General features: G+C 32.2%; 9 protein-coding genes. 3 read left to right on the plus strand and 6 right to left on the minus strand.

Annotation, left to right across the window (positions count from 1 at the left end; all coding sequences use genetic code 11):
• Window positions 1-5: 5 nt before the first annotated feature.
• The gene (locus tag H0I32_RS05790) at window positions 6-5,459 is read right to left on the minus strand and encodes a choice-of-anchor L domain-containing protein (protein ID WP_256928790.1); all 5,454 of its coding nucleotides are present in this window, start codon (window positions 5,457-5,459) and stop codon (window positions 6-8) included.
• A 179-nt stretch (window positions 5,460-5,638) separates the two neighbouring features.
• Between H0I32_RS05790 and H0I32_RS05795 the strand changes: the two genes are divergently transcribed.
• From H0I32_RS05795 to H0I32_RS05805, 3 genes are all read left to right on the plus strand, one after another.
• Complete coding sequence (locus tag H0I32_RS05795) at window positions 5,639-6,541, plus strand: NifU family protein (RefSeq protein ID WP_173587086.1); 903 nt, start codon at window positions 5,639-5,641, stop codon at window positions 6,539-6,541.
• Between the two features lie 200 nt (window positions 6,542-6,741).
• The gene (locus H0I32_RS05800; RefSeq protein ID WP_179312694.1) at window positions 6,742-7,437 is read left to right on the plus strand and encodes a hypothetical protein; all 696 of its coding nucleotides are present in this window, start codon (window positions 6,742-6,744) and stop codon (window positions 7,435-7,437) included.
• Between the two features lie 37 nt (window positions 7,438-7,474).
• Entirely contained in the window at window positions 7,475-8,287 is an 813-nt protein-coding gene (locus H0I32_RS05805) for a mechanosensitive ion channel family protein (RefSeq protein ID WP_179312692.1), read from the plus strand.
• Here the strand turns inward: H0I32_RS05805 and tsaB are convergent.
• The 5 genes from tsaB to H0I32_RS05830 all read right to left on the minus strand — a co-directional run bounded on the left by tsaB (window position 8,284) and on the right by H0I32_RS05830 (window position 14,142).
• Window positions 8,284-8,955 (minus strand): tRNA (adenosine(37)-N6)-threonylcarbamoyltransferase complex dimerization subunit type 1 TsaB, encoded by a 672-nt coding sequence (gene tsaB / locus H0I32_RS05810; protein WP_179312690.1) that lies wholly within the window; start codon window positions 8,953-8,955, stop codon window positions 8,284-8,286. The two genes, H0I32_RS05805 and tsaB, sit on opposite strands and share 4 nt — an antisense overlap.
• A gap of 74 nt (window positions 8,956-9,029) precedes the next feature.
• Window positions 9,030-10,319 carry an efflux RND transporter periplasmic adaptor subunit gene (locus H0I32_RS05815; protein ID WP_179312688.1) on the minus strand — a complete coding sequence of 430 codons (1,290 nt, stop codon included), beginning with the start codon at window positions 10,317-10,319 and terminating at the stop codon, window positions 9,030-9,032.
• Between the two features lie 2 nt (window positions 10,320-10,321).
• Window positions 10,322-11,653: a TolC family protein gene (locus H0I32_RS05820; protein ID WP_179312687.1), complete on the minus strand. Its 1,332-nt coding sequence runs from the start codon at window positions 11,651-11,653 to the stop codon at window positions 10,322-10,324.
• Between the two features lie 52 nt (window positions 11,654-11,705).
• A complete protein-coding gene (locus H0I32_RS05825; protein WP_179312685.1) occupies window positions 11,706-12,863 on the minus strand; it encodes an efflux RND transporter periplasmic adaptor subunit in 1,158 nt (385 codons plus the stop codon).
• A 19-nt stretch (window positions 12,864-12,882) separates the two neighbouring features.
• The gene (locus H0I32_RS05830; RefSeq protein WP_173587079.1) at window positions 12,883-14,142 is read right to left on the minus strand and encodes an ABC transporter permease; all 1,260 of its coding nucleotides are present in this window, start codon (window positions 14,140-14,142) and stop codon (window positions 12,883-12,885) included.

Here is a 14,142-nt window from a genome sequence, read left to right on the forward strand (position 1 = left end):
ATTTTTTATCGTTTCAATGTAAAATGAGCTTTAAATTCTTTGCGTTTTCCTGTGCTTGGCTCATCGTATTCTACTGTAAACCAGTAACCATCTGTTGCCATCGCTTTACCATTATACGTTCCGTCCCATCCATCACCATCTGGACTTAGTTGTTGTAATAACTTACCGTATCGGTCAAATATATAAATTTTTGCATTACTACCAACACCTTCAATGTTCCAAGTTTCATGATTTCCATCTCCATTGGGGGTGAAATACAATGGATAATCTAGCACAAACTTAGATGATGATCTCAATCCACATCCGTTTCTGTCTCTTGCAGTGATCTCATGATCTCCTGATGATACGTTACTAAACACACCTGAGTCTTGCCATGGACCACCATCTAAACTATATTCATAGACTCCGATCCCTACAGCTATGGCTTCTAAAACGTGATTATCAGCAAAAGCTTGTGTTAAGAGATCTATTGTTATACTTGGTGGCTCACTTTCTATAACTTCTGTGCTATCACTGATAACGCAATTAGTCTCACTTGATGTACTGATATCAGTAACATCAACGCTATATGTTCCTTCTTCTAATGGAACTATACTTGATCCTGTTTCCCCTGCCATTTCTACTGCATTAAAATACCATACAAAACTATAATCTGCAGCTGATAAATAAGTATCTATAACCAAAGGCTCTAATACTTCTGTGTCATTAGTGTTTATACAAAGAATATAACGATCATCTAAATCTAGATTTGGTAATGGATTAACCTCTAAAGTTAATTCTGCTACAGCATAACATATAGAAGTGTCGTTACCTGTAGTTGCATCTGGAGTATCATTATCTACTCTTGCATAAATCACTTGTGGATTTACCGTGTTTTCATACAAGGTTGGTAATGGATTCTCTTTTAAATCCGCATCTTCTTGAGTTCCATAATAGGTTACGATATAATTTAAAGGATCTTGAAGATCTAAAATATCTTCATCCATCGTGGTTAAATCGAATTGAGCACTACCATTGGTGTAATCCCCATCAATTTCATCATCACATATTTCATATAATATTGGGTTCATATCTGGATTAGCTTGTGCCGCCTCATCAACTTCAATATAAAAACTCTGTGTACTTATTGAACAACCTGTTACGTTATTTGTGATTGTAACAAAGATTTCTTGTGGGTTACTTGTATTATTATAAGGACTTACTAAGCCACTTACTCCTGCTTCTGCATCAGCTAAACTTTCGTGATAACTTACTATGAATTGTGTTGCGTCTTGACCGCCTAGTACTTCTTCATCTTTTGTTGTTAAATCAAAACTATCAACCCCATCAGTAAACAATTCACATTGTACAATATCTGTAACAGGAACTACTGCTGGTAAAGGATGCACTACAATAGTAAAGTCTACTAACGAATAACACCCTGTACTGTTTCTTGTTATTCTTACATAGATTTCTTGTTCTGGCGTATCTATATTAGTGTATTGTGTTGGATCTGGTATTGCATTATATTCTGTATTCGCATCTTCTTGAGTTTCATAATAACTTGCCGTTACACCTGCTTCTCCGTTTAGAATTAAAACTTCATTTTCTGTTAAATCAAAAACCTCTACACCATCTCCTGTATTTACATCATCACATAACTCGATGTTTGGAATATCTTCACTTGGTGTTGGCGTTGGATTTGGTAATACACGTATAGTCAGTGTTACATAATCTACACAACCTGTATTTGTATCTGTAACTACAGCATAAAGCGTTTGTGGATTCGCATCTAATCCATCTACAGATGTATTAGTATACTGCGTTGGATCTGGTATCGCATTGATTTGAGACTGTGCATCAGCATTAGTTTCATAATACGTTACCGATAAACTTCCATTATTACCTGTAATTTCATCATCTTTTACTGTTAAATCAAAAACTGTAAACTCATCACCTGGTGTTTCTCCTAAATCATCACATAAACTTAATTGTGTTGGCTGGATTGCAACAGGTAAAGGATTAACGATTAATTCTAAACTTGTTATTTTGTAACATCCTCCAGCACTTGTATTATATTCGACTCTTATCCAAATAATTTGATTAAAAGGAACATTATTAGTGTAAACTGAAGGGTTGGGTATTGCATTTGTTCCTGATTCAGCGTCAGATTCATTCTCGTAATAACTTAGAATATATTGCGTCTCATCTTGACCGTTTAATACTTCTGAAGATTTACTTGTAAGGTCAAAACTAATATAACCATCAAAGGAATTAATATCTTCACAAAATTCTAATGCTGTTGGAGCTGTTAATTGTGGTGTTTCCTCTACTATTAATTCTACCACAACAATCGTTGCACAAGCTGTTGTTATCGTTGAACTTTCTACACGTGCATATAGTATTTGAGCATCTTGAACAATATTTTCGTAATCTATAGATGTATCTATGGCATTTACTCCAGTATCTGCATTGGTTTGTGTTTCGTGATAAGTAACATCTAATCCTGAAGCACCTCCGGTAATTTCAGCATCTAAATTACTAAGCATAAACATGCCGTATCCATCGTTATCCGGATCACAATAAACAAAAGGTTGTGGCGTATAGGCTGCAGGAGCCTGTTGCACAACTAATTCTAACCTTGTAGTCACAGAACATCCTGTAATGTTATCTTCTACCCGTGCAAAAATAAATTGTCCGTTACTTGTATTTGTATACGGCGTTGGTAATGGATTAGTACCTAATTCTGCTTCTGAAATTAACTCATGATAAGTAATTGTATAATCTGGATTACCACCTGTAATTTCTGAATTCTTCAAAGTTAAATCCATCTCCGTAAGACCATCTGGTGTACCATCGTCACAAACTTCTAATGCTGATGGATCAGTTATCACCGGTAATGAATTTACAATTAAATCAAAAGATGTCGTTGCATAACAACTTGAATATAATGGGTCTTCTACACGAGCATAAATCGTTTGTGTATTTGGTGAACTTGTATTTTCATAATTCGTTGGTAAGACTCCAACATTATTTTCTGCATCATCTTGACTTGCATGAAAACTAACATTATAAACAGAAGCATCTTGTCCGCCCAAGATTGTTGTTTCTTGGTTACTTAAGTTAAAAGTTGCAATACCATCTCCACTGAGATCATCACACATTTCTAAATCTATTGGAGCTGTTGCCAACGCTCTTGTATTAACGACTAAATTAAATAAAGGTGTCGTTGAGGCATTGTAACAAGCCGAATCTCCAATACTCGCTACTCTTACATAAATAGGTTGTGAATTGACAGTATTAGTATAAGTTAATGGTAAAGTGTTGTTTCCTAAATCTGCATCTTCTGCTGTAAGATAATAAGAGACTTCAAAATCTGTCCCAGATTGTGACCCTAATATTGTAGCTGTTTGATCACTTAATTCAAAAGTTGAAAAACCATCATTAGACGCATCATCACAAGTCTCTAAATCTGGTACCGAATTAATATCTGGAGCCAAAGCAGCAGACAACTCAAATGATGTTGTTACTGCACATGTTTGAGACACATCTGCTAAACGCACCCATATAGTTTGAGGGCTAGATACATTAGTATAAAGACTTGGTAATGGATCTATATTATCAATAGCATCTTCTTCTGTAAGATGATAACTAACCGTATAATCTGTAGAACTAAAATCTCCCAAAGCAGCACTATCATTTGCAGACAAATCAAACTCTTCAGTTCCAGAGGCACTACAAATTGCTATATCTGGAACAGCATTGACTGTAGGATTATCCCTAAACTCAACTAAAATCGGATCGGAAGCTCCAACGCAAACACTGGCATCAAACTCAGCATAATAAATTCCTGGTTCTGTAACAGTAAGTGTTGTAGATGATTCACCAGGTATTAAAACATCATCTTTATACCAAATATGAATTACCTCTTCTGGAAGACCTGTATCTAAAATAACTTCTTCCCCATCACATAACGCATTACCTGATGCTATCGTAATATCTTCCCCTAAACTACCTCCTAAATCAAAACTTCCTGCCTTAATAAAAACTCCTGAATCATATGAACTATCTCTATCGTCTGCAATCACTAATTTAATCGTATATACTTCATTTGGAATCACATCTGCGTAAGCTAAAAAAGGTACTGTCCTTCCATCAAAAGCAATAGGCGCTCCATTTGATGGGGTATATACATCAAAAAGTTCTTCATTAGCACCACCACAATCTTGACCATTATCAGGATGAACATTGGTTACTAAAATAGGGTCTGTAGTATCAGGTATAACCGCTAGATTAGTTACATTACCTGATGAATCTGTTAACAAAAAAGCAAAAGCATCTGAATAATTACATTCAAATGACCCCATATCGTATTCTTCAGAAGCCATTAAAAATTCAAATTTTATAGAATTTCCTATAGGTATAAATGTAAATTGAATATAAGTAGCGTCATTAGAATCCACCCCTAATAAATCATCTAAGTCATCATCACCAGCCCAAGAACCATCACTTAAAGTTACATTATTAGGACCACCAGCCCTACTAGCATCACCACTAGTTAACAATAAACCTTCTTCAAAGAAATCATCATCCCCATTACTAAAAAAATAACCTATACCATTTGGGTCATCAGGATCAAGTGTCGACCCTGTTGAGTACTCGATATCAGAAACAGAAGCACACGGACTGTCTATTAAAACATCTTCAATCAATTCTTCTACAGTAAACATATCTTGGTCTACCACAAGATTAGGCCCTAAAACAAAAACCGTAATTGTATCAGTATCTGAACAACCTTGGGGATTAGTATCCGTTGCAGTAAGAGTTACTATATAAGTTCCTGGACTTGTAAATGTATTTGTTACATCTGCTCCAGTAGCTATATTTCCATCATCAAAATCCCAACTATAAGTAGCTCCTGTATCATCTAAAGAAAATGTAGCACTTCCTGAGAAATCTACTGTATCACCCGGAAGTACTCCTATTACCCCTGTTGCACTAGGAGCTGGAGTTGTGCTATCAATTGAAGCAACAATATCTTGACATGCTGTTGCACATAAAATCTCTGCAACCCAACCATCAGCAGTCCCAGAATCATCTGAAATAAACTCAACAGTTAAACAACCAGATGTATTAGAACTCGATGCACTAACCTCAAATGGATTAGTAGCCGGAATATAAACTACACCTGAGTAACTTCCTAATAAAGGTGCAGAAGTATCATCTCCATCATAAATATTCATTACATCTTCTGCTCTTGTCCAAAAATATGTAAAATTAAGAATCGTAAACTGATCTGCATTTTCTGGGCAAATTGTAGTTATAAAATTCTCACCATTACCGTAACCAGTATACTGTGTTCCTGAGTCATAAAACATATTTGGCTCACAGCGCAGAAAAACTCCATCTTCCATGGATACGTCTTGAGAAAAACTAAAATAAGAAATAAATAAAGTTAAGAATAGTAATGTTTTTTTCATAAAATTCTGATTAATTATCGCTGGTATTGCCCAATGAGTTGAAATAATAACAAAAAAGCAACTTAAATTTGACACGAAATTTAAACAAATAATATTAGACACATAGAATTTAATAGATATAAAACATAATCTATAGGATGAAGGTATCAATATGATATTTCATACTTTTGCTAAAAAAAATGTTAGAAACAAAAATATCCGTAGTATCAACATCTAATGATGCAATCAAGAAATTTGAGGCCGACAGATTCTTAACCAATCACAACAGCTTCGAATTCAACAATATAGACGACGCTAAAAACTCTCCTTTGGCTCAACAATTATTTTATCTTCCATTTGTTAAGAAGGTATATATTGCATCTAATTTTATAGCAATAGAACGCTATAATATTGTTGAATGGAAAGATGTAGAAAATGAAGTTGCACTTCAGATTGAAGAATATTTGTCTAAAAACGAGGTTGTCGTAATAGAAGATACATCAAAACCTAAAGCAGCAGTCACTATTTATGCAGAAAGCACTCCTAATCCTGGAGTTTTAAAATTTGTATGTAACAAAGTACTTGTTCCTAATTTATATGAGTTTAAATCTATTGAAGAAGCAAAACCATCTCCATTAGCAACTGCTTTATTTCAATTTCCTTTTGTAAAAAATATATACATGGAAAAGAATTTTGTTTCAATCACAAAATTCGACATTATTGAATGGGAAGAAGTCACTTTACAATTAAGAGAGTTCTTAAAATCTTATGTTGAGGATGGAAAAACTATTTTAAATGATGATGCCCCAAAAAAATTAGAAAAAACAGAAAAAGCTATTGAACAAAAATTTGAAGCTTTAGATGATACTTCAAAAAACATCATTAATATACTTGAAGAATACATAAAACCAGCGGTTGAAAGTGATGGTGGTAACATTGAATTTATATCTTATGATGAAACTTCAAAAGAAGTAAAAGTATTATTACAGGGTGCATGTAGTGGTTGCCCATCATCTACTTTTACTTTAAAAAACGGTATTGAAAGTATGTTAAAAGAAATGTTAAATGACAATTCGATCATTGTAAACGCTATAAATGGCTAATTTTTTCTATTTTTAAGTGACAAATAAAAAACTTTAGTGTCTAATAAGTAAGTCCTATTCTAAACTTCTTAAAATATTGAATCTATAAATACTAAAAAAACAAAATGTATTTAATAAACAGAAACAATATTAATTAGCTTATAATTAACCTTAACAGATATTAAAGTTATATAATTAATAATATTAAATCCAATAATTTTATGACACACATTAAACAATTTATCTTCATAACACTAATTACTCTTAGTGGTATTAATACAAGCAATGCACAAGATCTAAATCACCAAAGTACACAAAACCTTTTAAATGGTTTTATTAGTACAATCAATAATGATTTTGATAAAGTAAAAAATGCAAAAGGCTCACCATACATTAGTGATATATTTGAAGTTGTTAAACTTAAAAGATTTGGTGATAAAACATTTTACGGTAGGTATGATGCAAATCTTGGAGAAATGCAACTTAAACTTGACAATGACACCATCGTTTTAAATAATGCAGAAAAATATGAGATTACTTTTGTAATGGGTAAAAAAATATACAAAAGCTATAACTATAAAAATGATGATGATATTTTAAAACAAGGATTCCTTGTTGTATTAGGAGAAACAGATTCAATGGCCTTTTTAAAAGAAGAAGTGGTAAAATACTATGAAGAAAAACCATCAACTAATGGTTATGATGAAGCAAAGCCTGCAGAATACAAAAGATCTAAAGATGTTTTTTACTATAGATCAGGAGATGACATCACTTTATTACCTCAAAAAAGAAAAGATTTTTTAAAATTATTCCCTAAAAATTCTGAGGATTTAAAAGAGTTCATAAAGGAAAATAAAATTAGCCTTAAGGATGATGAAGATTTAATTACATTGTTTAAACATATTAAAACTCTATAAATACACTACTTAAAATAAATATATTTAATACAGAAGAATGGATACACAAAAATGGATTGACGCAGGCTATAACTTAATTATAGAATATGGCCCCAAACTTATTATAGCAATACTAATTTGGATCATTGGATCTTGGATTCTAAAAATGCTAGTAAAAGGTGCTAAAGCAGCCATGAACAAAGCTAATTATGATGAAAGCCTAAAAAAATTCTTATTAAATCTTATTAGTTGGATTTTAAAAATTGTACTAATTATAGTTGTGTTAGGTACAATGGGAATTGAGACAACGTCTTTTGCTGCTATTATTGCTGCTGCTGGTTTAGCTATTGGTTTAGCGCTTCAAGGTTCTCTTGGAAATTTTGCAGGTGGAGTATTAATTATGATTTTTAAACCTATTAAAATAGGTGATTTAATTGAAGCTCAAGGTGAAATTGGAGTTGTAAAAGAAATTGAAATTTTTACTACAAAATTAATTGGCCTATCTAATAAAGAAATCATCATTCCTAATGGATCACTTTCTAACGGAAATATCGTAAACTATACTACACAAGGTACCCGTAGAGTTGATTTAGTATTTGGTGTAAGCTATGATGCTGACATTAAACAAACCAAAGAAGTTTTTAGTAAAGTATTAGCAGCGCATCCTTTAATTTTAAAAGATCCAGCTCCAACAATTGCTTTATCTGAACTTGCAGATAGCTCTATTAACTTTGTTGTTAGACCATGGGTTAATACTGCAGATTACTGGACAGTTTACTTTGAAGTAACTGAAAGTGTAAAAGAAGCTCTTGATGCTGCTGGTATTGAAATTCCTTACCCACATCAAGTAGAAATACATAAAGAAGCTTAAGCCTTCTTTTTTAAAGCTACAAAATCCTTTAAATAATAGGGTTCAAAATAAGCGACATCTTCGGTGTCGCTTTTTTCATGCTTCATTTCTGACAAAAAGGACATCTCATTAGCAGAAGGTAATTTCCCTTCTATAAAGATTGCATTAGGATGTTGAATTAAGCTTTTTGTCTTTTCTACACCATTACCTATAAAATAAACTTTATGACTCTCTAGAAGCGTACTAAAACTTTCTTCATTAAGAATCTCTGCTTCTATAGCTCTGTGTAATTCTAATTTTGAATTATAAATAGCAGAATAAACTTCCATACGTCTGGCATCTAACATCGGTACAATAAAACCATCTTCGACCTTAACCTGATGTGCTAAACTTTCTAAAGTAGAAATAGAAATTAGAGGCTTATCTAAAGCAAAACACAAACCTTTAGCTGAAGATACACCAATCCTTAAACCGGTATAAGATCCTGGACCTTTACTTACGGCTACAGCATCAATCTCTGATGGTTTTAATTTTGAAATTTTAAAAAGCTCATCAATAAAAAGATGCAAAGTTTCTGCATGAGAATAACCAAGACTGTTATCTTCTTTTAAAACTAAAGTCTCCCCATCTTTAGACAGAGAGACTGAACAATTTGTTGTTGCTGTTTCTATATTTAGCACTAATGCCATATGCTGTTGTTGTTTTTGGTAAAACTACAATATATTAATCAAAAATGACATTCTTTAACTTTAGGAATTTGCCCCTATTTATCTTCCATTTCTTTATTTGGAACAGCAATTAAATCACCTGGATTTAAATTTTTAGAAACCATACTATAAGGTCCTGTTATAATTTCATCATCCTCAGCCAATCCTGAAATAATTTCAATATTAGTATCATCCTGAATACCTGTTGTAACCACTCTTAATTTTGCTTTACCATTATCATTAACAAAAACACATTCAAATTTCTGTTCTTCTTGCCCTAAATTACGCTCTGTCATTTCTGTAGATTTAACATAAGTCTTCTTTGTTGAGCTTGTATCTGTTTTAATTACAATAGCACTAATTGGTACTGAAATTGCATCTTTTCTAGTTTTTGTAATAATATCAACTGTAGCTGTCATACCTGGTCTAAATGGTGAATATGTTTCAGGTTTACCTTCGGTTAAATCTTTATAAGACTCTTCAATAATTCTTACCTTAACTTTAAAATTAGTAACCTGATCTGCTGTTAAAGTTCCTTCTGCAGAATTAGCTATCGCGGTAACAATACCTTTAAATTGTTTCTTTAAATAAGCATCAACTTCAACAATTGCAGAGTCACCAATACTCACTTTTACAATATCGTTTTCATTAACATCAACTTCTACTTCCATATTCTTTAAGTTAGCTACTCTAAGAATTTCTGTACCTGCCATTTGTTGTGTTCCTACTACACGCTCACCAAGTTCTACACTTAAAAGCGAAATAGTTCCTGTCATTGGTGCATAAATCGTAGTTCTGTTTAAATTATCTTTAGCTTCATTTACTGTTGCCGCTGCACTTTGAACATTATAATATGCTGAATTTTTTCCGGCAGTTGCTGTTTCATAAGCCGCAATAGAACTGTCCCAATCTGATTTTGAAATCACACCTCTATCAAAAAGCGTTTTATTTCTTTCGTAATCTGCTTTTGCTTGCTTTAAGTTAGCTTCTGCTTGTGCCATACCCGCTCTTACATTTTGATAAGATGCTTGACTTCTACTGTATGCAGACTGACTTAAATCTGGGTTTACTTTGACTAATAAATCACCCTTCTTAACTTCTTGCCCTTCTTTAAAAGGTAGTTCTAATATTTCACCTGAAACCTCTGAAGAAATCTTTACCTCAACCTCTGGCTGAATTTTACCTGTGGCAGATACCGTTTGTACAATATCTTTTAAAGTTACATCTTGAAGAACTACCTCTTTAAAATCACTTTTTTCACCAAACCATCCCATTTTAGAACCTGCTACTAAAACAAAAAGTGCAATGATTACAATTCCGATAATAATTTTTACTGTTTTACTCATAATTATAACTTTGATTCTGTTACTGGTATTCCAAAATAAAACTCTAATACTTTTAACTTAAATATATAATCGTATTTAGTTCTAACCACTTCACTTTGTGAGGCTTCAAGATTATTTTTTGATTGATTAAAATCAAATGAATTTAATAACCCAACGGTATATCGTTCTTGAGAATAATTAAAAGCTTCTTGTCTAGCAATTAATGTTTTCTGTGCAGCTTCGTAAGCTTTTAAAGCTCCTTTAGCGTCATTAAAAGATTGGTATACATTAGTTTCTAAATCTAATTCCGTTTGTTCTAATTGAAACTTAGTAAGTTCTAAACTAACTTTACTTCGTTTTACATTATTCTTTACTGAAAACCCATTAAAAATAGGAATATTCAAACTTAAAAAGAAGTTATGATTCTTATTGTCAGATATTTGATTTTCAAAATTAGGTGTATCAAATAATTCTGATGTAAAATAATTTGAACTAAAACTGTAACCACCTGTCAAAGAAGGCTGTAAACTAGCTTTTGCAATTTTTAAATCATACTCTGCTATTTCGTTATTATTCTCAGCAATCTTAATATCATAACGAGCTTCTCTTGCTTTTTCAAAAATAGACCTTGGTGTTTCGTTTAAAATGTCTGCTAGTGGCACATCGTAATTAAACTCTTCAATATCAAAATTTTCATAATCTTTTAATAAAAGCAATTGTGCTAAACTAATTTTAGATAATAAAATAGCATTCTCTGCATTAACTACTTGTTGTTCTTGAGAGGCTAATGTAGCTTGTATTTCGTACAAATCTCCTCTAGGAAGCGAACCTGCATCTACTAATTCTTTTGTACGATTAATATCTTGCTTTGTTACTTCTTGTTGAGCTAAAGCTACTTTTAACTGTTCTTTATTAAATAAAACTTGAACAAAAGCATTTGCTACATTTAATGAAATATTATCTTTCATATTATCTAGTTGATATTGACTAGATAATAATTGAAGATTAGAACGTCTTAATTGGTTTACATTACTCAATCCTCTATAAATATCAACAGAAGAACTAATACCTCCACTTAACGTACGGGTTGTTGAATTAACAGCATTAAATGTTACAGGATCTTGATTTAAACCAATACTCCAACTCAGGCTTGAAGATGCATTTAATGTTGGTAAAAAATTACCAATAGCATCACTTTTATTAAGTTCTGATGTTTGAATATCTAATTCACTCTGCTTTACAGAAATATTATTTTCTAAAGCATAATCAACACATTCTTTGAGTGTCCATTGCTTATTCTGTGATTGTGCTAATACTCCAAAAAGAAGTAATACTATTATGATTGATTTTTTCATGATGTCTATTGGTCTATCTAAAACTTAAAATGTTACATTTAATTTAAATATATTACTGCGCATAATCTGGAACACCTTCTAATTGATTCCAAACTTTTATTTTATCGGTTTTAGAAATACCACTTTTAACTTCAACAAAAATACCATCGCTAATACCTAATTCTAAATCTTTTCTTTCAAATTTTTGATCACCAATTGCAACTTCAACAAATGGTTTTTTAGTTTCCTCATCATATTGAACTAAAGCCTCCTTAATCGCTAAAACTTTCTCTGCTTTATTTAAAATAATTGAAGCATTAGCACTTAAACCCGCTCTAATAAATGTTGAATCTATTTTTTTAAGAGTTCCTTTTATTTCAAATTGAACAGCTCCATTTTCTGCCACACCTTTTGGTGCTATATAATCTAAAACTGCTTCAAATTGCTTATTTTCTATGGCACCAACTGTAATTTCTAGTGGCAAACCTTCTTTTATTTTTCCGACTTCGCTTTCATCTACTTTACCTTCAAAAATCATTTGCTTTACATCAGCTAAAGAGGCTATTGATGTTCCTTCATTAAAATTATTGGCTTCAATAACTTGATTTCCTGCTTTTACAGGCACATCTAAAACCATCCCAGAAACTGTTGCTCTTACTTGTGTTTGTGCTATGTTTCCTAAACCAGAAGTTGTTCCTGTTTTAATGATATCGTAATTCTGATTGGCTGAATTCACATTAATTCTAGCCTGCTCAACACTTTGTTTTGTTTGTAAATATGAATTATTTACGCCTTCAAAATCATTAGCTGAAATGACACCCTTTTTAAACAATGCTTTCTGCCTATCGTAATTAGCTTGTTGTGTCTGTAAATTTATTTTTGCTGTTTGAAGTGCTGTTTGGTTGGTTGCAATACTATTCTTAGCACTTGTTAAAGTTGATGCATTTGGAATCACTTTAATTTGAGCAATAAGATCTCCTTGTTTAACATACTCACCTGCTTCAATAAAAATTTCTTCAATAACACCTGAAATATTCGGTTTAATTAATACTTCTTCTTTTGGTACAATACTACCTGTTGCTACAGTTTTTACAATAATCGTTTCTTCCGTTGGCGACTCTAAAGCATAAGTAATAGGATTTTCTTGATTTTTCTGCCATAAATAGAATAGTGAAATTCCGAACAAAGCGACAATTGCTATTAATATAATTACAGTTTTAGTTCTTTTCATGATTGTGATTGGTATAAATTTAGTCTATTCTTAAGGCATCTACAGGTTTCATTTTTGTGGCACTATTTGCAGGAATTAATCCGGCTAATACACCTGAAACTATTAATATAATTAAAGCGGTAAATATAACTTGCATGCTAACACTTGGGTTTGCAAAATTATCTACAGGACCTACATTGTCTAAAATGGTATTCATTACCCAAATAACAAATGCAGCAAATGAAATACCAACCATACCAGATAGAATGGTTAATATTAAACTCTCTTGTAAAATTTGTGATTTAATTGCCCATGGGCTTGCTCCTAAAGCACGTCTTACTCCAATTTCTTTGGTACGTTCTTTAACTACAATAAGCATAATATTACTGATACCAATAATGCCAGACATTAACACTAAAGCTCCAACAAAATACCCAACAAAAGATAATATTGAAAACAAACCACTAACGCGTTCAAATTGCTCGGACAGATCAAAATGTCCGATAGCACGATCATCTGTTGGGTCTACTTTATGCCTAGATTTCATTAAATTAAACACTTGTTGCTTTAAAGAGGTAATAGTAACACCATCTACAGCTGTTACAGCCATCCAACCTACATTTTCTCCTCTATTAAAAGCTTGACCAAATGTGGTAAAAGGTATATAAATGGTACTTGCATCTTGCTCTTCATCTCCTTGACTATTACTCATTTTAAAAGTACCTACAACCAAAAAATTAACGCCATTTACTTTAACGTAAGTTCCTAAAATTTCTTCTCCTTTATCGTAAAGTCCATTAACTACACCTGTTCCTATAACACATATTTTACGCTTAGCATTAATATCTGAATAACTAATAAAACGTCCTTGAAGAATATCTAAAGGTTGCTGATTAATATATTCTGGATAATCACCATAGATTTCAAAAGCTCCTGTTTTAGTCCCTCTTGTCACATTGTTAGCACCATTAAAACCACCTAATTGGTTTCGTGGTGATACATATTTTAAATTTGGAATTTGAGCTTTAATCGCTGCAACATCATCTATTTTATAACTAAAACTACGTCCTTTGGGCAGTCCTTTGTAGGGTTTAGATGTACTTTGGGTCCACATAAACATAGAGTTGGTAGCAAAATCACCAAAATCTGACATGACTCCATTTTTTAGCCCATTAGTCATGGCCAATAATAATACAAGAATTGTAATGCCCCAAAAGACTCCGAACGCTGTTAAAAACGTTCTAAATTTATTAGCATTTAATGCTTCAAGTATTTCTTCCCAACGGTCTCTACTAAACAT

Source organism: Winogradskyella sp. HaHa_3_26, from assembly GCF_019278425.1.
GTDB classification, from domain to species: Bacteria; Bacteroidota; Bacteroidia; order Flavobacteriales; family Flavobacteriaceae; genus Winogradskyella; species Winogradskyella undariae.